Source organism: Caulobacter sp. 10L414 (genome assembly GCF_056395525.1).
On sequence record NZ_JBFTJR010000020.1, the window covers coordinates 52,932 to 73,693 of the forward strand.

Sequence of the window (20,762 nt, forward strand, 5' to 3'; positions counted from 1 at the left end):
GTTTGCAGAAAACGCAAACGCCCGACCGTCGGAGCGATTTCTAGGTTTTGGTCGGCGGGGTCGTCAGCAGCCGCTCCAGCAAGGCCAGGGTCTCGGCGCCGATGTTTATGGCGTCCGCGGCATGGGCCGCATTCGGATAGTAGGCGCGCACGTCGAAGCCGATGCCCAGGGCGGCGATCTCCACATCGCCCGAGGCCGCGAGGTCTCCGACGACATGCGCCAGATGGCGAGAGAGATAGTCGAGCGTGTTGGCCTCGAGCGTGGAATCATCGACCGGCGCGCCGTCCGACAGCACCAGCAGCACCTTGCGCGTCTGCGGCTGGCGACGCAGACGATCCACCGCCCAGAGCACGGCTTCGCCATCGACGTTTTCCTTGAGCAGGTCGGGCCGCAACATCGCGCGATAGGCATAGTCGCCCAGGCTGGCGCGGCGATCGCCGGCGGCGCGATAGACGATGTGCAGCAGATCGTTCAGCCGGCCGGGATCGTCGGGACGGCCGCGCTTGACCCATTCCGTGCGCGAACGCCCGCCGCGCCACCGCGAGGTGGTGAATCCCAGCACCTCGACGCCTACCCCTAAAGCGCTCAGGAATTCCTGGGCGAGATCCGCGGTCGCGGCGGCGTACAGCATCTTCTGGCCGCGCATCGAGCCGGAATGATCGAGCAGAAGGGCGATGATGGTGTCGTCCAGCGCATTGGGCCGCGACGCAGCGCGAATCCGGGCGGAAGCCTCGCCGGCCGCCACCAGAAGGCGCGTACGCCAGGGCAGCAGGCCCGTTTGCATCTCCCGCCAGGCCAGGTTCAGCAAGGCGGCGTCTTCGGGTGTGGGGGCCCCGATGACGTCGTCTATGTGATCGGCCTCGATCTCGCGATCGAAGGCGCTGGTGAAGGCGTGATAGGGGGCGGCCAGGGGCTTGGGGCCGACCACGCGCCGAAGAAGGCCCTGAAACAAGCCTTGGTCCCGCCCCGTGTCGCCGCTCATCGCTTCGCCCCAACTTCGCTGCCGCAGAGGCGCAGAGTTCGGCGGGGCTCGCAAGCGGCCAGGCTGACATGCGAAAGGCCCGTCACGGGGGCGGGCCTTTCAGAAGTCGGAAATGGGTCGGGAAAGGTCAGTTCCCCGTCACTTCTTCCCAGAAGCGCTTGGCCTTGCCGACGAAGTTGGCCGACTTGGGGTTCTGCTTCTCGTCGCACAGGCCGGCCAGCTCCTTGAGGAGCTCCTTTTGCCGTGCGGAGAGGTGGGTCGGGGTTTCGACGAACAGCTCGACCACCAGGTCGCCGCGCTGGCGGTTGCGCAGCGACGGCATGCCCTTGCCCTTCAGGCGGACGGTCTTGCCGGTCTGGGCGCCTTCGGGAACCTTGACGCTGACGCGGCAGGTGCCGTCGCAGGTCTCGCCGCCCTTCAGGCACGGGGCCTCGATCTCGCCGCCCAGGGCGGCCACGGTCATCGGCACCGGCACGGTGCACAGAAGATCCAGACCGTCGCGCTCGAAGAGCTCGTGCGGGCTGACCGACAGGAAGAGGTAGAGGTCGCCGCGCGGGCCGCCGCGCACGCCGGCGTCGCCTTCGCCCGCCAGGCGGATGCGGGCGCCGTCGTCGACGCCGGCCGGGATGCGGACCGACAGGATGCGTTCCTTGCGGACCTGGCCGTGGCCATGGCAGCCGGCGCAGGGGTCGAGCACCAGGCGGCCCGAACCGCCGCAGCGCGGACAGGCGCGCTCGACCGAGAAGAAGCCTTGGGTGGCGCGCACGCGGCCGGCGCCGCCGCACGAGCCGCAGACGGTGGGGCTGGTGCCGGGCTTGGCGCCCGAGCCGTCGCAGACCTCGCAGGTCATGGCCGCCGGGACGGTGATCTCGACCTCGGCGCCGGCATAGGCCTGCTCCAGGGAGATCTCCAGGTCATAGCGCAGGTCCTGGCCGCGCTGAGGGCCGTTGGACTGGCGACGGCCGCCGCCGAACATCTCGCCGAAGACATCGCCGAACACGTCGCCGAAGATGTCGCTGGCGTCGAACCCGCCGCCCATGCCGCCCGGGCCGCCTTGCGGGCCGTTGACGCCGGCGTGGCCGAAGCGGTCGTAGGCCGCGCGCTTCTGCGGGTCGGAGAGGACGCTGTAGGCCTCGTTGATTTCCTTGAACCGGCCGCTCGCGTCCTCGCAACCGCCGTTGCGGTCGGGGTGGTGCTGCATCGCCAGCTTGCGGAAGGCGGATTTCAGGCCCGCGTCGTCGCAGGTCCGGTTCACGCCGAGAATTTCGTAATAGTCGCGCATCGTCAGCGTTCGGCGCCCGTAAGGCTCAACAAGACAGGGGGTGTCGAGAAAGAGGTGGGGGAGAGGGCGCCCCGCCGCAAGGCGTCAATCGGGCGCACCGCAAAACGAGCGCGCCGGCGAACGGATCTCGAAGGATCGTTCGCCGGCGCGTCCATGGCTTAGGAAGCCGGCTTGTCGGTGCCGTCCACTTCCTCGAACTCGGCGTCCACGACGCCGTCGTCCGCGGGGGCTTCAGCGCCGCCTTCGGCGCCTTCACCACCCTGCTGCGAGGCGTACATGGCCTCGCCCAGCTTCATCGACGCCTGGATCAGGGCCTGGGTCTTGGCCTGGATGGCCTCGACGTCCTCGCCTTCCAGGGCGGTCTTCAGCTCGGCGACGCCGGTCTCGATCGCGGTCTTCTCGGCCGCGCCGACCTTGTCGCCGTGCTCGGTCAGGGCCTTCTCGGTCGAGTGCAGGATCGCCTCGCCCTGGTTCTTGGCCTCGACCAGCTTCTTCTTCTCTTCGTCCGCGGCCTTGTTGGCCTCGGCTTCCTTGACCATGCGCTCGATGTCGGCGTCCGAGAGGCCGCCGTTGGCCTGGATGCGGATCGAGTGCTCCTTGTTGGTCGCCTTGTCCTTGGCGTGGACCTGGACGATGCCGTTGGCGTCGATGTCGAAGGTGACCTCGATCTGCGGCACGCCGCGCGGCGCCGGCGGGATGCCCACCAGGTCGAACTGGCCGAGGATCTTGTTGTCCACGGCCATCGGGCGTTCGCCCTGGAACACGCGGATGGTCACGGCCGACTGGTTGTCGTCAGCGGTCGAGAAGGTCTGCGAGCGCTTGGTCGGGATCGTGGTGTTGCGTTCGATCAGCGGGGTGAACACGCCGCCGAGGGTCTCGATGCCCAGGGTCAGCGGGGTCACGTCGAGCAGCAGCACGTCCTTGACGTCGCCTTGCAGCACGCCGGCCTGAACGGCCGCGCCCAGCGCCACGACTTCATCGGGGTTCACGCCCTTGTGGGGTTCGCGACCGAAGAAGTCCTGCACCGCCTGCTGGACCTTGGGCATGCGGCTCATGCCGCCGACCAGGATCACTTCGTCGATGTCGCTCTTCTTCAGGCCGGCGTCCTTGAGGGCCTGTTCGCACGGACCGATGGTGCGGGCGATCAGGTCGTCGACCAGGGCTTCCAGCTTGGAGCGCGACAGCTTGATGTTCAGGTGCAGCGGGCCCGAGGCGTTCATGCTGATGAACGGCAGGTTGACCTCGTACTGAGCCGTCGACGACAGCTCCTTCTTGGCCTTCTCGGCTTCCTCGCGCAGGCGCTGGAGGGCCAGCTTGTCCTTGCGCAGGTCGACGCCCTGCTCCTTCTTGAACTCGTCGGCCAGGTAGTCGACGATCCGAAGGTCGAAGTCTTCACCGCCCAGGAAGGTGTCGCCGTTGGTCGACTTCACCTCGAACACGCCGTCGCCGATCTCCAGGATCGAGACGTCGAAGGTGCCGCCGCCCAGGTCGTAGACCGCGATCTTCTTGCCGTCGTTCTTGTCCAGGCCGTAGGCCAGGGCCGCCGCGGTCGGCTCGTTGATGATGCGCAGGACTTCCAGGCCGGCGATCTTGCCGGCGTCCTTGGTGGCCTGACGCTGGGCGTCGTTGAAGTAGGCCGGAACGGTGATGACCGCCTTGGTCACCGGCTCGCCGAGGTGGGCTTCGGCGGCTTCCTTCATCTTCTGCAGGATGAAGGCCGAGACTTCCTGGGGCGAGTAGTCTTTGCCGTGGGCCTTGACCCAGGCGTCGCCGGTCGGGCCCTTGACGATCTCGTAGGGCACCATGCCCTTGTCCTTCTCGACCACCGGGTCGTTCGCGTTGCGGCCGATCAGGCGCTTGATGGCGAACAGGGTGTTGGTCGGGTTGGTCACGGCCTGGCGCTTGGCGGGCTGGCCGATCAGGCGCTCGCCGTCCTCGAGGAAGGCGACGACCGACGGGGTGGTGCGAGCGCCTTCGGCGTTCTCGATCACCTTCGGGTTCTTGCCGTCCATGATGGCCACGCACGAGTTCGTGGTGCCAAGGTCGATACCGATAATCTTGCTCATGTGGTGTGCCTGCAGCTCCTCGAATGGCGGACGGCGGTGACAAGGGCCTTATCAGAAGCGCCCCGGTTTTTCTCGGTCCGTCCCCGTCTGGTCGCGTCTAGGGTTGATCCAAAATCCTGCCGCCTGGACGAACCAGGCGAAAGGAGAGGCTTCAATCGAAGTTGACGAGCCCGTCAACCCCGCTTCGATGCCCGATATGGGGGATACGCGTGCCGCCGCAACCCCATTCCCGCAGGGAAAGAAGGGGAATCTGCAAGACGGAACGTCGCAGCGTCGGCTCGCCGACCCTTGGCCGACGCTGCGAAAAGTCCGGTTCAGCCGGCCTTGGCGACCCAGGCGGTGATCGCCGGCAGGCGCTCGCGACGCACCTTGGCCCGGTATTCGATGGCCGAGATCGCCTTGTCGGCTTCCTTGCGCGAGCTCTCGGTCAGGTTGGCGGCCGCCCAGGCCTTCAGCTTCTCGGCCGTTTCCGGCTTGCCCGAAGCCCTGGCCAGGCTGGGGATGAAGCGGGTGCGGGCGCTGTTGTCGACCTTGGCGTCGACCGCGTCGCGATGGGCCGCGGCGAAGTCGAAGGCCATGTCCGGATGGCGCGAGGCCACGCCCGAGATCATGCCGGCCGAATTGGTCTCGCCCGGCTCGGCGGTCAGGGCCAGCTCCAGGGCTTTGCGGGCCAGGGCCTCGTCGTCGGCCGAGGCCAGCAGGCTGTAGAGCTGGGTGCGGACCAGCGGGGTCTTCTCGGCCTGGGCCTGGGCGTGGATGGCGTCCCAGGTCGCCGCGTCGGCGTTGACGGCCACGACGCCGAGGATCGCCTTGCGCAGCGGGCCGGGGATGGCGGCGGGATCGGTCTTGTCGGCGGCGTAGCGGCGGCGGGCCTCGGCGACCACGGTCGGATCGCCCAGCTCGCCCAGGGTGGCGATCAGGTCGCCGCGCAGGATGGCCACGGGGTCGGGCTCGCCGGCCTTGGCCTCCCAGCCCACGCGGGCCAGCATCGGCGACAGCCGGGCCACGGCCAGCTTGCGGAAGGCCGCGCGCTCGGGCTGGCCTTCGTAGTAGCCGTCGATGGCCGACAGCACGCCGGCGGCCTTGGACAGCACCTGCGGGTCGGMGTCGCCCGGCGCAGCGGCGATCAGGGCCAGGGCGTCGGTCGGCGACTGCTGGCCCGCCGTGCCCATCGACCAGGCGTCCGACAGCAGGCCCAGCTGGTCGATGGCCGGCAGCTTGCCGAAGTTGGCCGCCAGGGCCTGGAACTGGGCGGGGGCGTAGAGGGTGCGGTAGTAGCCGCTCTGGCCGGCGTTGACGACCACGGGGCCGCAGCCCTCGACCGTCAGGCTGGCCTTGCCGCCCTCGACCACGGTCTTGGCGATGCTCGACCCGTCCAGGGCCTTGGCGTTGACCGGCACGCGCCAGGACAGCGGCTTCTTGTCGGGGAAGTCCTTGCTGAACTCGCCCTGGGTCAGGGTCAGCACCTGCTTGCCGGCCTGGCAGGCGCCGGCCTCGACGCGGATCAGCGGCACGCCCGGCTGCAGGGTGAAGTCGTGGGCGATGGCGGTGATCGGCTTGCCGGCGGCGGTCTCGACCGCCTTCCACAGGTCGTCGCTGACCGTGTTGCCGTAGGCGTGGGCCTTGATGTAGGCGCGCACGCCGGTGCGCCAGGCGTCCTCGCCGACATAGCCCTCGAGCATGCGGATGACCGCCTCGCCCTTCTGGTAGGTGATGGCGTCGAAGGCCTGGCTGGCCTGCTCGACGGTCTCGACGTGCTGCACGACGGGGTGCGTGGTGACGAGGCCGTCCAGGTTCATGGCGTATTCGCGCCCACCGACGGCGGCCAGGGCGGCGTTCCATTCGGGGTGGAACTTCTCGGTCGCCCGGCCTTCCATCCACGAGGCGAAGCCCTCGTTCAGCCACAGGTCGTCCCACCAGGCCATGGTCACCAGGTTGCCGAACCACTGGTGGGCGGTCTCGTGGGCGACGGTGGTGTAGATGTTCTGGGCGTCGCGCTGGGTCGAGATCTTCGGATCCATCAGCAGGGCGTATTCGAAGTAGAAGATCGCGCCCCAGTTCTCCATGGCGCTGAAGAACTGGCTGCGGCCCGGGGCGGCGATGTGGTCCAGCGCCGGCAGCGGGTAGGAGACGCCGAAATAGTCGTTGTACCAGGCCGTCAGCGGGCCGGCCGACTCCAGGGCGAACTTCGCCTTGGCCAGGTCGCCCTTCTTGGTGACCACGCCGATGTCGACGCCGGCGGTCTTGACGCTGGCGCGCTCGAATTCGCCCAGGCCGAAGAACAGCAGGTAGGTCGACATCTTCGGCGAGGTCGCGAAGGTCACGCGGGTCTTGCCGCCGCCAAGGTCGACGCTCTTGGCGATCGGCATGTTGGAGAGGGCCATCTGGCCGGTGGGAACCGTGGCCTCGACGCTGAACGTCGCCTTGTGGAACGGCTCGTCCCACGAGGGGATGAACCGGCGGGCGTCGGAGTTCTCGAACTGGGTGTAGAGGGCGCGCCTCTGGCCCTCTTCGGTGTCGTAGTCGAGGGCGAACAGGCCCGCGGCCTGGGTGTAGATCTTGCCGGCGTAGTCGATGGCCAGCACGTGCTTGCCCTTGGCCAGCGGGGTCTTCAGCGTGAAGGCGGCGGTCTGGGCCTCCTCGTCGACCTTGATGGTCGCCGGCTTGCCGTCGATCGTGGCTTTCGCGAACGTCAGGTCGGCCGCCTGCAGGGTGATGGTCGCGGTCGGCTCGGTCACCTCCACGGCGATCTTCACCGAGGCGGTGAAGCTCATCGCCTTGGTGTCCGGCGTGAAGGACAGATCGTAGTGGGTGGGATGGGCGTTGCGCGGCAGCTGGGTGGTCACCGTGGCCGGCGTGGCGCCCTTGGAGCCTGCGATGGCCGGGGCGGCGAGGGCGGTTCCCGAGGCGAGAAGCAGCGTGACCGCGGCGGCGGTGGACAGAAGACGACGCATGAACGGCCCTGGTATGGAATGATCGTGCGGAGAAAGCCCGCGAGGGCGCGAACCAACACCCATCCGCCCGTCCACAGGCATTAATTCCGCGTAATGATGACCCCCGTCAGCCTCGTCCCCGGTTTCGATCTCTGGCCCGGCCTGCTGTCGCCGGACGCCCAGCGGGCGCTGGTCGAGGCGGTGCTGGCGGCGGCCGAGACCGCCCCGCCGGCCAACTACGCAACGCCCTACGGCAAGGCGATGAGCGTGGCGATGACCAGTCTGGGCCCGTTGGGCTGGACCAGCGACGCGGCCGGCTATCGCTATGCCGACCGCCATCCCGCGACTGATGCGCCCTGGCCGGCGATGCCCCAGGCGCTGCTCGATCTTTGGGCGGCCCTGGGCGATCCGGAGGTTCCGCCCGACGCCTGCCTGGTCAATTTCTACGGCCCCGAGGCCCGCATGGGCCTGCACCAGGACCGCGACGAGGCCGACCCGCGCTTTCCTGTGCTGTCGATCTCGCTGGGCGACACGGCGGTGTTCCGCATCGGCGGAACCAGCCGCAAGGACCCGACCCGCTCGGTGCGGCTGTCGTCCGGCGACGTCTGCCGGCTGTCGGGCCCCGCGCGGCTGGCCTTCCACGGCGTGGACCGGGTCCTGCCGGGCTCCTCGCGGCTCGTGCCGGGGGGAGGGCGGATCAACCTGACGCTCAGGCGGGCGGCTCCCGCATAGTCCCCCTCCCGTCATTCCCGCCCTTGTGGCGGGAAACCCTGGTTCCGCTTCCGCGTGAGGCGCAAGCGGACTGCCAGGCAGTCCGCCCCACCCGCACCTGCGGCCGACAGAGGGGTTCCCGCCACAGGGGCGGGAATGACGGGAAAATTGAGAGAGACCAGCAAACGAAAAGGGCCGCCCCTTGCGGAGCGGCCCTTTCAGTCGAACTGGAAAGCCCTGATCAGCCGCGCAGCTTGCGGGTGATGGTCTCCAGGTCCTGGCTCAGCACGGCGTCGTCCTGGCGCAGGGCCTCGATGCGGCGCACGGCGTGCAGCACCGTGGTGTGGTCGCGACCGCCGAAGCGACGGCCGATGTCCGGCAGCGAGCGGGTGGTCAGCTGCTTGGCCAGCCACATGGCGGCCTGGCGCGGACGGGCGATGGCGCGGTTGCGGCGCTCGCTGAGCAGGTCGGCCTGCTTCATGCCGTAGTGCTCGGACGTCGCCTTCTGGATGTCGTCGATGGTGATCCGCTTCTCGCCGCCGCGCAGGTGCGGGCGGAGGATCGCCTGGACTTCATCCAGCGACAGGCGCGACAGGCGCTCGCCGGCGCGGGCGGTCAGGGTGTTGAGCGCCCCTTCCAGCTCGCGAACGCTGTCGGTGAAGCGGTCGGCCAGGAACTGCAGCACCTCGGGGCGCACCGTGCCGGTGAAGCCCTGGGCGCGGCCCAGCGCCTCGATCTTGCGCTCCAGGATGCCCAGGCGCAGCGAACGGTCGGCCGGCTCCATGCCGCAGACCAGGCCGGCGGACAGGTGCGAGCGCAGGCGGGCGTCCATCTCGGTCATGGCCGAGGGCGGACGGTCGGCCGAGAACACCACCCGGCGGCCGTCCTCGACGAGGGCGGTCAGGGTGTGGAACAGCTCTTCCTGGCTCGACTGCTTGCCGGCGATGAAGTGCACGTCGTCGATGATCAGGAGGTCGGCGCCGCGCAGCTCGTCCTTGAAGGCCGTGGTCTGGCGATCCATCACCGCGCGCACGAAGGTCGACAGGAAGCGTTCGGCGGTCAGGTAGACGACGCGCTTGTTCGGGGCGGCGCGCATGGCCTCCCAGGCCAGAGCGTTCAGCAGGTGCGTCTTTCCGAAGCCGTAGGGGCCGTGGAACAGCACCGGGTTGAAGTGGCCGTCGGCCCAGCTGGCGACACGGCGCGCCACGGCGTGGGCGAACTCGTTGGCCGGACCCGGGACGAAGCTGTCGAAGGTGAAGCGTTCCTGCAGGCCCTGCACCGGCGAGGTCTTGCCGGTGGGGGCCGGGGCGGCGGCGGGGATGTCGCTGGAGACGGGCAGCACGATCTCGATCGGCTGCGGCTTGGCCTCGACATAGACGGCGCCGGTCGTGGCCGAGGCGGCGTCGGCCGAGGCTTCGAATTCGAGGCGCGACTTCAGGTCCAGGCGGCGGCCCACGGCGTCGCCGGCGGCCCACAGCTCGCCGATGCGGCGCCAGGCGCTGCGACGGATCCAGTCGCGCGCGATGCCGGTGGGGGTGACGAGGACGACGTCGCCGGCCTGGGTTTCACGCAGGACCGCGGGCGCGATCCACGAACCGAAGGCGGCGTCGCCCAGCTCGCGTTTCAGGGAGACGCAGACCTTGTTCCACACGATGCCGGCAGGCTCGCGCGTGACGGCGGCATACGCCGCCGACAATTCCTGACTGGCCGCCCCGACCTTGATCGACATCAGTTCACCGCCTCGCGCCTGCATACACACAATTACAGATTGCCGGTCGCAAGCCCCCCATGGCGCACGACCGAGCTCAGAAACTCTCCCCCCGCATTTATTGAGGACACACAGGGGCTTAACCGGCGAACGCATGGTGTCCGCCGCCGCCGCTGTCGTCACAAGACTGGGAGAGCGCTGAGACCTTTAAACTAGCCACCGGCCCGGGCCGGTCAAACGGAAAACTTGCGTCCGATCGCGGATATTTCTGTTGACTCGCGACACCGCCTCGCCCGTCAAGGGAAAGCCGTTTTGAAGACTTTCGTTCGACGAGCCGGGGGGCAGGTAAAGGAGTACATAGACAAAGCAAAAGCCGACCGAGTTGCCTCGATCGGCTTCTACAAGTCTTTGATTTCGCTGAACGAACGGCGTTCGCTCGCGAACTGGACTTAGGCGGCGGCCTTATCCAGCTTCTTCAGACGGGCGGCCAGGCGCGACACCTTGCGCGAGCCCGTGTTCGGGTGAACGACGCCCTTCGAAACGGCGCGCATCAGCTCCGATTGAGCCTCGATGAAGGCGGCCTTGGCGACGGCGACGTCGCCCTTGGCGATGGCGTCGTCGAACTTGCGCAGGAAGGTGCGGACGCGCGAGCGACGAGCGGTGTTCACTTCGGTGCGACGGGCGATCTTGCGGATCGCTTTCTTGGCGCCGGGATTATTGGCCATGGATAGGACCTTCAAACGGACGGCCGCGCGGGCGGCCGCGAAGCAGGTGAAATCAAGAGCGCGCGGATATACGGGAAGGCCGCCGACCGGTCAATCCATCCACAATGGGAATCTTCGCCCGGCGAGCGACCGACGCGTCACGAACCCTTGAACGCGGGTTTGCGCTTTTCGACGAAGGCGGCCATCCCCTCCTTCTGGTCGTCGAAGGCGAACAGCGAGTGGAACAGCCGTCGCTCCAGCGCCACGCCCGTGGTCAGGGTGGTCTCGTAGGCGGCGTTGACCAGTTCCTTGTTCATCGCGGTGGCCAGGGGCGACTGGGAGGCGATCTTGGCGGCGACCTTGACGGCCTCGTCGACCAGCTGGTCGGCGGGGAAGATCCGCGACGCCAGGCCCGCGCGCTCGGCCTCCTGGGCGTCCATCATCCGGCCGGTCAGGATCATGTCCATGGCCTTGGACTTGCCCACCAGGCGGGTCAGCCGCTGGGTGCCGCCGATGCCGGGCGCGACGCCCAGATTGATCTCCGGCTGGCCGAACTTGGCGGTGTCGGCGGCCAGGATGAAGTCGCACATCATCGCCAGCTCGCAGCCGCCGCCCAAGGCGTAGCCGGCCACCGCGGCGATGATCGGCTTGCGCACCGTCTCGATCGCCCGGGCCTGGGCCGTGAAGAAGTCGGCCTTGAACATGTCGGCATAGGACTTGTCCGACATCTCCTTGATGTCGGCGCCGGCCGCGAAGGCCTTGGGCGAGCCGGTCAGCACGATGCAGCCGACCGTGTCGTCGCCTTGGGCCTGGGCCAGGGCCTGGCCCAGCTCGGTCAGCAGAACGCTGTTGAGGGCGTTCAGCGCCTCGGGCCGGTTCAGGCGGATCAGGGCCACGCCGGGCGCGGTCTCGGGGCGTTCGACGATCAGGGTCTCAAAGGCCATCTGCGCTCGTTCCTCATGCTCACTTCGGCCGTCTAGCGCGGCCCTTCGACATCGTAGCCCAGCGCGCGCAGGCGGGCCGGAAGGCCGTCGGGACCCAGAAGGTGCCCGGCGCCGACCACCACCACCGTCCGGCCAGATCCGGCCAGGCGCGCTTGCAGGGCGTCCATCCATCGTGCGTTACGCTCGACGATGAAGCGGCGATAGAGGGCCGGCGAAGATTTCCGCATTCCGCCGACGACGGCGCGCTCCAGCGCCTTCTGATCGCCCTTCGACCATGCGGCCACCAGCCGGCGATAGGCCCCGGGATCCTTGCGCAGCTGCCTGACGGTCGCGTTCAGGGTCCGCACCTGGTCGGCCTCGGAGGCGCCGGCGAACAGGGCCATCTGCTCGTCGGGGGTCTCGAAGGCCTTGCGGGCGATCGTCGGCGACGCCTGGGCCTGCAACCGCCGCTCGACCCCGCCCTCGGCCAGGCCCTGGTCCCTGGCGAAGGCGGCCGTGGTCAGCCGCACCTCGGCCATCCACGGCCTTAGGCGCTCCAGCTCGCTCATCGGCACGTCGAGGCGCCCGGCGAGGTCGCGCAGGCGGGCGGCGGCGCGGGGTTTCAGGCGCGAGGTCAGGGTCTGGCCGGGCGGCAGCAGGCCGTAGGCGCCGGCCAGGTCCTGCATCCGCCGGTCGGCGGCCGCGTCCATCGGAACCTCGAACCACAGGTCGTCGGCCCGCGCGAGGGCGGCGTCCAGGGCCGGCGGCTTCCAGTCCAGGTCCTTGGGCAGGACGTGCATCGCGCCGAACAGCACGACCTCGGAATCCGCGTCGCGCACGGTCCACACCGGCGGCGCGGCCAAGGCGGGCGCGGTGAGGGCGGGCGTGGCCAGCAGGGCCGCCAGGGCGACGAGAAAGGAACGGAACATCACGCCAAACCGGTCAGCCGCGCCCGAAGCGGAGCAGGCGCGGCCAGGGTCATTTCTGACAAACGGGGCAGAAAAAGGTTGAGCGCCCGGCCTGGACCTCGCGGGCGATCACGCCCTTGCAGCCCGGGGTGGGGCAGGGCTCGCCCTCGCGGTCATAGACCCGGAAGCGGTGCTGGAAATAGCCCAGCGCCCCGTCGGCGGCGGCGAAGTCCTTCAGCGACGAGCCGCCGACCTCGACGGCCTCGGCCAGCACGTCCTTGATGGCCGCCGTCAGCGGCCCCAGGCGCTTGCCGGCGATCTGGCCCGACGGCTTGAACGGCGAGATGCCCGATCGGTGCAGGGCCTCGCAGACATAGATGTTGCCCAGGCCCGCCACGGTCTTCTGGTCGAGCAGCAGGGTCTTGGGCCCCTGCTTGCGGCCGCCGAAGGCCTTGATCAGGGTCTTGGCGTCGAAGGCTTCGGACAGCGGCTCTGGCCCCATGGTCGCGAACCACGGGTGGCGGTCGACGCGGTCGGTGGCGATCAGGTCCATGAACCCGAACCGGCGCGGGTCGTAATAGGTGACGGTCGCGCCGTCTTCGGTCTCGAAGACGACGTGCGCGTGCTTGTCGTCCGGCTTGACCTCGCGGGCGAAGTCGCCGGGCCTCACCGATCCTTCGGGCGCTGCGATCTCGAACCTTCCGGTCATGCCCAGGTGCATGACCAGGGTGTCGCCGCGATCCAGCGGGGCCAGCAGATATTTCGCCCGCCGCTCCAGCCGCAGGATCTTCGCGCCGGTCAGCCGCTGGACGAAGCCTTCGGGCAGGGGAAAGCGCAGGTCGGGACGGTTGGCGCGCACGCGGGAAAGCCGCGCGCCGGACAGGACGGGCTCGAGTCCGCGGCGGACGGTCTCGACTTCGGGCAGTTCGGGCAAGGAAGACCCCTTAAAACGATGACGCGGCGCGAGACGCGGTCTAATAGGCGAAGATCATATAGAGAGCCCGACCCGTAGACGTCATGAGCAAGCCCTCCGCCACTTTCGGATTCAAGGACGTGGACCCCGCCCTGAAGGCGGGTCTGGTGCGCGGGGTCTTCGACCGCGTGGCCAAGAACTACGACCTGATGAACGACCTGATGAGCGGCGGCGTGCACCGGCTCTGGAAGGACGCGGTCGCCGCGCGCCTCAACCCGCAGCCGGGCGAGATCATCATCGACTGCGCCGGCGGCACCGGCGACATGGCCCGCCGCTTCGCCAAGATGGCTCGCAACGCCCAGCAGCGCCGCGGCGGCCCGGACGCGATCATCAACATCGTCGACTACAACGCCGAGATGATCATGGCCGGGATCGAGAAGGGCGGCGAGCCCGAGATCACCTGGACCGTGGGCGACGCCCAACGCCTGCCGCTGCCCGACGCCTATGCCGACGCCTATGTGATCTCGTTCGGCATCCGCAACGTCACCGACATCGACGCGGCCCTGCGCGAAGCCCGCCGGGTGCTCAAGCCCGGCGGCCGCTTCCTGTGCCTGGAGTTCTCGCGTCCGGCCACCGAGGCGCTCGCCAAGGCCTATGACGCCTACAGCTTCAAGGTCATCCCGCAGGTCGGCGAATGGGTCGCCAAGGATCGCGACGCCTACCAGTACCTGGTCGAGAGCATCCGCCGCTTCCCCGACCAGAAGACCTTCCTGTCGATGATCGAGGCGGCCGGCTTCAAGCGCGCCACCTACACCAACTTCACCGGCGGCGTGGCGGCCCTGCACCAGGGCTGGGCGCTCTAGAGCCCATGCAGCGACTGTCCGCGTTCGTCCGCCTGATCGGCGCCGGCTGGCGCCTGGTGCGCGCCGACGCCCTGGTTCCCAAAGAGGTTGAGCCGCTGCTGCCGCCGTCGGCCAAGCTGGCCGGCCGGCTTCTGCGCCTGTTCGCCGGCGGCAAGACCCGTAAAGGTCGTCCGGGCGAGCGCCTGGCCCGCGCGCTGGAAGGCCTGGGGCCTGTCGCCATCAAGATGGGCCAGTTCCTGTCGACGCGGGCCGACATCTTCGGCGCGACCTTCGCCGAGGACCTGTCGCACCTGAAGGACCGCCTGGCGCCGTTCCCGACCGCCATCGCGCGGGCCGAGGTCGAGCGCAGCCTGGCCCGGCCGATCGACAGCCTCTACGCCAGCTTCGGCGAGCCCGTGGGCGCGGCCTCGCTGGCCCAGGCCCACGAGGCGACGCTGCTGGACGGCGCCAAGGTGGCCGTGAAGGTGCTGCGGCCCGGCATCGAGCGCCGCGTGGCCGAGGACAGCGCCACCCTGCGCCTGGCCGCCGATCTGGCCCATCGCCTGGTCCCCGCCGCCCGCCGCCTGCGCCCGCGCGAGTTCGTCGAGGTGGTGATCCGCGCCCTCGACCTGGAGATGGACCTGCGTTTCGAGGCCGCCGGCTGCGCCGAGCTGGGCGAGGCCATGGCGCTGGACACCCACATGCGCGCCCCGGCGGTGGTCTGGGACGGCGTCGGCAAGCGGGTGCTGACCCTGGCCTGGGCGCCGGGCGTGCCGCTGTCGGACCCCAAGGCGCTGGAGCAGGAAGGCCTCGATCGCAAGGCCCTGGCCGACAACGTCACCCGCGGCTTTCTGGCCCAGGCGCTGGACCACGGCCTGTTCCACGCCGACCTGCACGAGGGCAACCTGTTCGTCAGCGCGCCGGCCGCCATCACCGCCGTCGACTACGGCATCGTCGGGCGCCTCGGCCCGGCCGAGCGCAAGTACCTGGCCGAGATCCTCTATGGCTTCCTCAGCCGCGACTACGTGCGGGTGGCCAAGATCCACTTCGACGCCGGCTACGTGCCCGCCCACCAGGACATGGACGCCTTCGCCCAGGCCCTGCGCGCCGTGGGCGAGCCGGTGTTCGGCCGCGACGCCCGCCAGGTGTCGATGGGCAAGCTCCTGGCGCAGCTCTTCGAGATCACGGCCCTGTTCGAGATGGCCCTGCGGCCCGAGCTCGTCCTGCTGCAGAAGACCATGGTCACGGTCGAGGGCGTGGCCCGCCGCATCGATCCGGCCCACGACCTGTGGGCGGCTTCCGATCCCGTCGTCCGCCGCTGGATCGCCCGCGAGCTGTCGCCGGTCGCCCGCATGAAGGAGCTGGCCGACGAGGCTTTGCGCGCCCTGAAAGCCATGGCCCGCTACGCCGAGCAGCCGCCGGCGCCGCCGACGGTGATCGTGGAAAAGCGCCCTGCGTGGCCGTGGTTCCTGGCCGGCGCGGGCGCGATGGTCCTGGCCATTCTGGCCGTCCGCATCGCCGTCGCGCTGATCCTGGCCTAGAGCCCCAGCGCCGCCCGCGCCGCCGCGATCGCCGTGGCGCGCACGTCCTCGGGGTAGGGGACTCCTGCGCTGTGGCCCCACACCGGACCCGGCCAGGCCGGATCGCCGGCCCGGCGGCCCAGCACGTGGACGTGCAGCTGCGGGGTGACGTTGCCCAGGGCGCCGACGTTCAGCTTGTCGATCGCAACGCCCAGCACCCTGGCCACGGCCCGGACGGCCGCGCCGACGGCGACGGCTTCCTCGGTCAGGGCCGCGCGGCCCTCGACTGACAGGTCCTCGATCTCGACCAGGCCGTCGGCGCGGGGGATCAGCACCAGCCACGGATAGCGGGCGTCGTCGTGCAGGCGCACGTGGCAAAGCGGGAGCTCGCCGACCGCGTGTGAGCTGGCCGGAAAGGCCGGATGCAGAGAGAAATCAGCCACGCTTGGGGACCCCCGCCCAGTAGTCGAAATCCAGGATCACCGCCGGGTCGTAGGACCCATCGCCGTCCTTGTCGGGGAAATCCGTACACGGCCTGTCCTTGGTGGCAACCAGCCGCAACCGCAGGGCGCCGAGCGCTCCCCCAGACCCAGGCAGGTCCGCCTTGTCCAGCACCTCGCTCCAGGCGAAGACGGTCGAGCCGGCGAAGAACGGCGCCACGTGCCGGCCGCCGTTGATCCCCAGGATCAGGCCGGCGTTCTGCAGGCCGTTGAACGACAGAGCCTTGGCCGTCGAGATCACCACCCCGCCATAGACGAGGCGCCGGCCCGACGGGTCCTTGCTCCGCTCGAACTGGTTGAAGTGCACCTTGGCGGTGTTCTGCCACAGCCGCGTGGCCATCTGGTGCTCGGCTTCCTCCACCGCCATGCCGTCGACATGGTCGATCTTCTCGCCGACCGCATAGTCCTCGAAGGCGTGCGGCGCGCCGGCCAGCGCCCAGTCGTAGGTCGAGAAGTCCAGGCCCGGGGGAACGACCAGGTCCCTGGGGTCCACCGCCTTGGCCAGGTCCGGAACCGCCTGGCCCTCGACCACGGCGGCCGGGTCGCGCTTTCGCACCATCACCCAGCGCACATAGGTCAGGACCGCCTCGCCGCGCTGGTTGGTCCCGGTCGTGCGCACATAGACCACGCCGGTCTTGCCGTTGGAGTTCTCCTTGACCCCGATCACCTCCGACGTCGCCGCCAGGGTGTCGCCGGGCAGCACCGGGGCCAGGAACCGGCCCTCGGCATAGCCCAGGTTGGCCACCGCGTTCAGGCTGATGTCGGGCGCCGTCTTGCCGAACACCACGTGGAAGGCGACCAGCGGGTCGACGGGCGCTGTGGCCAGGCCGCAGGCCCGCGCGAATTCGTCCGACGAGAAGAGGGAGAAGCGCGGCCCGTAAAGCGCCGTGTACAGCGCGACGTCGCCGGCCGTCACCGTGCGCGGCGTGGCGTGGACCAGCACCTGGCCGAGCCTGAAGTCCTCGAAAAAGCGTCCAGGATCGGTCTTGCTCACGGCGCCTCTCCTTGTGTTTGTTGTGATCGTTTTGCCGCAGCGCAGCGAAACGGGAAAGGGGGCTTGAGACTGAGCCGCGAGGGGCGTAGACCGCGCCCCGACATTTCCTGTCCACAGCCTGATGGAGACCCCATGGCTCGCGCGAAGATCGCCCTTATCGGCGCCGGCATGATCGGCGGCACCCTGGCCCACATCGCCGCTCGCGAAGAGCTGGGCGACGTGATCCTGTTCGACATCGCCGAAGGCACCCCGCAGGGCAAGGCGCTCGACATCGCCGAAGCCTCGGCCGTGTTCGGCAAGGACGTGGCCCTGAAGGGCGCCAACGACTACGCCGACATCGCCGGCGCCGACGTCTGCATCGTGACCGCCGGCGTGCCGCGCAAGCCGGGCATGAGCCGCGACGACCTGCTGGGCATCAACCTGAAGGTCATGAAGGCCGTCGGCGAAGGCATCAAGGCCCACGCCCCGAACGCCTTCGTGATCTGCATCACCAACCCGCTCGACGCGATGGTCTGGGCCCTGCAGCAGTTCTCGGGCCTGCCGAAGGAAAAGGTCATCGGCATGGCCGGCGTCCTGGACTCGGCCCGCTTCGCCTACTTCCTGGCCGAAAAGACCGGCGTGTCGGTCGAAGACATCCACGCCTGGACCCTGGGCGGCCACGGCGACGACATGGTCCCGATGGTCCGTCACTCGACCGTCGGCGGCCTGCCGCTGCCGGACGCCGTGAAGGCCGGCTTCCTGACCCAGGAAGAACTGGACGCCATCGTCGAGCGCACCCGCAAGGGCGGCGGCGAGATCGTCGCCCTGCTGAAGACCGGCTCGGCCTTCTACGCCCCGGCTGAATCGGCCATCGCCATGGCCACCAGCTACCTGAAGGACAAGAAGCGCGTCCTGCCGTGCGCCACCTTCCTGAACGGCGAATACGGCCTGTCGGGCCTGTACGTCGGCGTGCCGGTGGTCATCGGCGCCGCCGGCGCCGAGAAGATCATCGAGTTCGAAACCAACGACGCCGAAAAGGCGATGTTCGCCAAGTCGGTGGACTCGGTGAAGGGCCTGATGGAAGCCTGCAAGGCCATCGACCCGACCCTGGTCTAATCGCTTCCGCGATCACCAGAACGACGAAGGGCGGCCCCGAAAGGAGCCGCCCTTTTGTTTTTCCCTCTCCCGGAGGGGAGAGGGAGGGGCCCAGGCGATAGCCTGGGAGGGTGAGGGGTGACGGCGTCAACCGGCGTGCCGGCACGCCGTCAGGCCTCGTAACCCCTCATCCGGCGCTTCGCGCCACCTTCTCCCTCTGGGAGAAGGAAAAGCCCTAATGCGCCGCCTCGCCGTCCTGCGAGATCTCCTCCAGCGTCTTGCCGACCTGCTTGGCGCCGTAGTCCTYGGCCACGTCGCCCAGCGACAGGATGCCGGTCAGGTTGCCGCTCTCGTTCAGCACCACCAGGCGGCGGACCTGGTTGTTGGCCATCTTGGCGGTGGCGTCGGCCAGGACGTCGTCTTCCTTGACCGACAGCACCTCGCCGTCGCTCATCACTTCGGAGACGGGCGCGTCGAAGCTGCGGCCCTCGGCGACCACGCGCAGCACGATGTCGCGGTCGGTGACCAAGCCCAGCACCTTGCCGTTGTCGACCACCGGCACCACGCCGCTGTCGACCTTGGCCATCACCTCGGCGACCTTGCGGATGCTGTCGCCGGGACGGGCGACCGAGACCTGGCTGGTCATGGCGTCGCTGACTTTCATGGGTCTTCCTCCTTCTGGGGGAGTGGAATTGGACCCGGTCAAAACCCGCCAAGGCGGGCTGTCGTTCCGCTGAAGGTCGGTGCGTCCTTCGAGGCTCGCCTGCGGCTCGCTCCTCAGGGTGAGGATCTCATCGCACTGAATTCCTCATCCTGAGGCGCCCGCGCAGCGGGCCTCGAAGGACGCAAGGCCCCTTAAGCCAGCGCCGCCTTCTGGCCGGCCAGGAAGGTCGCGACCGAGGTCGGCGCCTTGCCCGTCAGGCTTTCGACCGTGTCGGTGAGCACCGCGTGGCGACCCTCGGCGGTGTCGTGGTCGAACACGGCCAGCAGCTCCACATAGGCCGGCGGCAGGCCGGCGCCGGCGAGGCCCGCGCGCAGGGCGTCCAGCGGGATGTCCTGGTGGACCACAGGCTTGCCCGAAACCTGCGCGAGCAGGGCGGCCAGCTGGTCTTGGGTGACCGCCTCGGGGCCGGTCACTTCCAGGACCTGGCGGCCCTGCGCGCCCAGCAGGGCGGCGACGTCGGCGCGGGCGCAGTCCTCGCGGGCGACATAGGCGCGGCCCTTGCCGGCGGTGGCGGTATAGAGGGTCCCGCTGGCCAGGGCCTGGCCCGCGCCCATCAGGATCGTCTCGGCATAGAGGTGGTGGCGCAGGATGGTCCAGTCGAGCGAGGCCTCGGCGAAGATCGCCGCCTCGGTCCAGAAGTGGTCGTCCATCCCGGCGACCTGCGGGCGCACGCCGGGACCGGAGGTGTAGGCCAGATGCTTCACCCCGGCCTTGACGGCCGCGGCCACGGCGGCGCGGTGCTGGGCGATGCGGCGGCCGGGCTTGTCCAGCGCGTCGGTGCTGACCAGCAGCAGGCGGTTGACGCCGGCGAAGGCGGTGTCCAGCGAGGCCGGATCGTCGAAGTCGGCGGCGCGCACCTCCACGCCCCTGGCGGCCAGGTCGGCCAGCTTGGCCGGGTCGCGGGTCGTGGCGATCACGTGCGGGGCGCCGGCCTCCAGCAGCAGTTCGACCACGCGGCGGCCCAGCTGGCCTCCGGCGCCGGTCACCAGAAGGCGATCATTGAGAAAGGGCCGGGCGAGGAGGGGATGGGCGGTCATCGAAGGCGTCCTTTGCTGGTCTCTTTTCGAGACCAGGTGTAGATGTGAGACCAATGGAGCGCCGTAAAGACGGCAGTTTTCCGGGAGATAGGCACCTTGAAGGAACCACCCGTCTTGTCGCCGGACGCGCTTTCCCCCCAGGTCCTTTCCCCCGAGGCCATGTGCGAAGCGATGGAGGGCTGGCGCGACCAGGGCTTCACCAGCGCCGACTGCCCGGTGCGCGACGTCGTCGACCACCTGGGCGATAAGTGGAGCACGCTGATCCTGTCGCTGCTGTTCATCGGCCCCAAGCGGTTCGGAGCCCTGCGGCGCGCCGTGCCCGACATCTCCCAGCGCATGCTGACCCAGACCCTGCGCGACCTGCAGCGCGACGGCCTGATCGAGCGCGAAGTGTTCCCCACCAAGCCGCCCAGCGTCGAATACAGCCTGTCGCCCCTGGGCATGTCGCTGCAGACGCCGCTGAACGCCCTGATCGCCTGGGCGGTGGAGCACCACGGCGAAATCCGCGAGGCGAGGGCGCGCTATGATCGGGCAGCGGCCGCCTAGAAGATCCAAAGGGCCGGAGGGGGGCGTTTTCAGCTTCCCGGACGCTTTGGATCGCCCCCCCAAACCCTCTCCCGGAGGGGAGAGGGAGGGACCCAGGCGAAGCCTGGGAGGGTGAGGGGTTACGGTGTCAGCCGGCGTGCCGGCACGCCGTCTTCGGTCCCTAACCCCTCAACCGACCTGCTTCGCAGGCTGCCTTCTCCCTCCAGGGAGAAGGAACAGGAGCCGGACGGGGATAAAGCAGCGTGGATCCCCGGCGTTCGTCGAAAAATCCCAAGCCGATCCAACGCTCTACAACTTTCTCAGCCAATTCAATCAGACGCACCGAAACCCGGGTCATAATCAAAGCCGTCCCCGCCATGGGGAGGGCTCTTGGTACCGGCCCAAGCGTGGCGAGG

General features: G+C 69.2%; 18 protein-coding genes. 5 read left to right on the forward strand and 13 right to left on the reverse strand.

Annotated elements, in window-relative coordinates:
• Nucleotides 1-40: 40 nt before the first annotated feature.
• From AC1DCG_RS10425 to AC1DCG_RS10440, 4 genes are all read right to left on the reverse strand, one after another.
• Nucleotides 41-982 carry a cobaltochelatase CobT-related protein gene (locus AC1DCG_RS10425; RefSeq protein WP_477028784.1) on the reverse strand — a complete coding sequence of 314 codons (942 nt, stop codon included), beginning with the start codon at nt 980-982 and terminating at the stop codon, nt 41-43.
• A 127-nt stretch (nt 983-1,109) separates the two neighbouring features.
• Nucleotides 1,110-2,264: a molecular chaperone DnaJ gene (gene dnaJ, locus AC1DCG_RS10430; protein ID WP_477028785.1), complete on the reverse strand. Its 1,155-nt coding sequence runs from the start codon at nt 2,262-2,264 to the stop codon at nt 1,110-1,112.
• A gap of 158 nt (nt 2,265-2,422) precedes the next feature.
• Nucleotides 2,423-4,330, reverse strand: a complete 1,908-nt coding sequence (gene dnaK / locus AC1DCG_RS10435; protein ID WP_477028786.1) for a molecular chaperone DnaK — start codon at nt 4,328-4,330, stop codon at nt 2,423-2,425.
• A gap of 314 nt (nt 4,331-4,644) precedes the next feature.
• Nucleotides 4,645-7,284, reverse strand: a complete 2,640-nt coding sequence (locus AC1DCG_RS10440; RefSeq protein WP_477041475.1) for a M1 family metallopeptidase — start codon at nt 7,282-7,284, stop codon at nt 4,645-4,647.
• Between the two features lie 93 nt (nt 7,285-7,377).
• Between AC1DCG_RS10440 and AC1DCG_RS10445 the strand changes: the two genes are divergently transcribed.
• A complete protein-coding gene (locus tag AC1DCG_RS10445) occupies nt 7,378-7,995 on the forward strand; it encodes an alpha-ketoglutarate-dependent dioxygenase AlkB (protein WP_477028788.1) in 618 nt (205 codons plus the stop codon).
• A gap of 220 nt (nt 7,996-8,215) precedes the next feature.
• On the opposite strand, the gene dnaA is transcribed toward AC1DCG_RS10445, so the two are convergent.
• The 5 genes from dnaA to mutM all read right to left on the reverse strand — a co-directional run bounded on the left by dnaA (nt 8,216) and on the right by mutM (nt 13,151).
• Entirely contained in the window at nt 8,216-9,703 is a 1,488-nt protein-coding gene (dnaA, locus tag AC1DCG_RS10450; protein ID WP_477028789.1) for a chromosomal replication initiator protein DnaA, read from the reverse strand.
• 428 nt (nt 9,704-10,131) lie between these two features.
• Entirely contained in the window at nt 10,132-10,407 is a 276-nt protein-coding gene (gene rpsT / locus AC1DCG_RS10455) for a 30S ribosomal protein S20 (protein WP_165258625.1), read from the reverse strand.
• A gap of 137 nt (nt 10,408-10,544) precedes the next feature.
• Nucleotides 10,545-11,330, reverse strand: a complete 786-nt coding sequence (locus AC1DCG_RS10460; RefSeq protein WP_477028790.1) for an enoyl-CoA hydratase — start codon at nt 11,328-11,330, stop codon at nt 10,545-10,547.
• A 32-nt stretch (nt 11,331-11,362) separates the two neighbouring features.
• Nucleotides 11,363-12,238, reverse strand: a complete 876-nt coding sequence (locus AC1DCG_RS10465; RefSeq protein ID WP_477028791.1) for a TraB/GumN family protein — start codon at nt 12,236-12,238, stop codon at nt 11,363-11,365.
• 49 nt (nt 12,239-12,287) lie between these two features.
• Entirely contained in the window at nt 12,288-13,151 is an 864-nt protein-coding gene (mutM, locus tag AC1DCG_RS10470) for a bifunctional DNA-formamidopyrimidine glycosylase/DNA-(apurinic or apyrimidinic site) lyase (RefSeq protein ID WP_477028792.1), read from the reverse strand.
• An 83-nt stretch (nt 13,152-13,234) separates the two neighbouring features.
• Here mutM and AC1DCG_RS10475 point away from each other — a divergent pair, with 83 nt between their 5' ends.
• Both AC1DCG_RS10475 and ubiB read left to right on the forward strand, forming a co-directional pair.
• On the forward strand, nt 13,235-13,993 hold the full coding sequence (locus AC1DCG_RS10475) for a class I SAM-dependent methyltransferase (RefSeq protein WP_477028793.1): 759 nt from the start codon (nt 13,235-13,237) through the stop codon (nt 13,991-13,993).
• Nucleotides 13,994-13,998: 5 nt separating this feature from the next.
• Nucleotides 13,999-15,513, forward strand: coding sequence for a 2-polyprenylphenol 6-hydroxylase (gene ubiB / locus AC1DCG_RS10480; protein ID WP_477028794.1), 1,515 nt, complete (start codon nt 13,999-14,001; stop codon nt 15,511-15,513).
• On the opposite strand, the gene AC1DCG_RS10485 is transcribed toward ubiB, so the two are convergent.
• Together AC1DCG_RS10485 and AC1DCG_RS10490 are read right to left on the reverse strand one after the other, a co-directional pair.
• Nucleotides 15,510-15,935, reverse strand: a complete 426-nt coding sequence (locus AC1DCG_RS10485) for an HIT domain-containing protein (protein ID WP_477028795.1) — start codon at nt 15,933-15,935, stop codon at nt 15,510-15,512. The genes ubiB and AC1DCG_RS10485 overlap by 4 nt on opposite strands.
• Nucleotides 15,928-16,986: a MaoC family dehydratase gene (locus AC1DCG_RS10490; protein ID WP_477028796.1), complete on the reverse strand. Its 1,059-nt coding sequence runs from the start codon at nt 16,984-16,986 to the stop codon at nt 15,928-15,930. Before AC1DCG_RS10490 ends, AC1DCG_RS10485 begins: the two co-directional genes overlap by 8 nt.
• 132 nt (nt 16,987-17,118) lie before the next feature.
• Between AC1DCG_RS10490 and mdh the strand changes: the two genes are divergently transcribed.
• Nucleotides 17,119-18,081: a malate dehydrogenase gene (gene mdh, locus AC1DCG_RS10495; protein ID WP_165258640.1), complete on the forward strand. Its 963-nt coding sequence runs from the start codon at nt 17,119-17,121 to the stop codon at nt 18,079-18,081.
• A 214-nt stretch (nt 18,082-18,295) separates the two neighbouring features.
• On the opposite strand, the gene AC1DCG_RS10500 is transcribed toward mdh, so the two are convergent.
• Nucleotides 18,296-18,724, reverse strand: coding sequence for a CBS domain-containing protein (locus AC1DCG_RS10500; RefSeq protein ID WP_477041476.1), 429 nt, complete (start codon nt 18,722-18,724; stop codon nt 18,296-18,298).
• A 191-nt stretch (nt 18,725-18,915) separates the two neighbouring features.
• On the reverse strand, nt 18,916-19,821 hold the full coding sequence (locus AC1DCG_RS10505) for an NAD(P)H-binding protein (RefSeq protein WP_477028797.1): 906 nt from the start codon (nt 19,819-19,821) through the stop codon (nt 18,916-18,918).
• Between the two features lie 159 nt (nt 19,822-19,980).
• On the opposite strand from AC1DCG_RS10505, the gene AC1DCG_RS10510 reads away from it, so the two are divergent.
• Nucleotides 19,981-20,367 (forward strand): winged helix-turn-helix transcriptional regulator, encoded by a 387-nt coding sequence (locus AC1DCG_RS10510; RefSeq protein WP_477028798.1) that lies wholly within the window; start codon nt 19,981-19,983, stop codon nt 20,365-20,367.
• Nucleotides 20,368-20,762 lie beyond the last annotated feature (395 nt).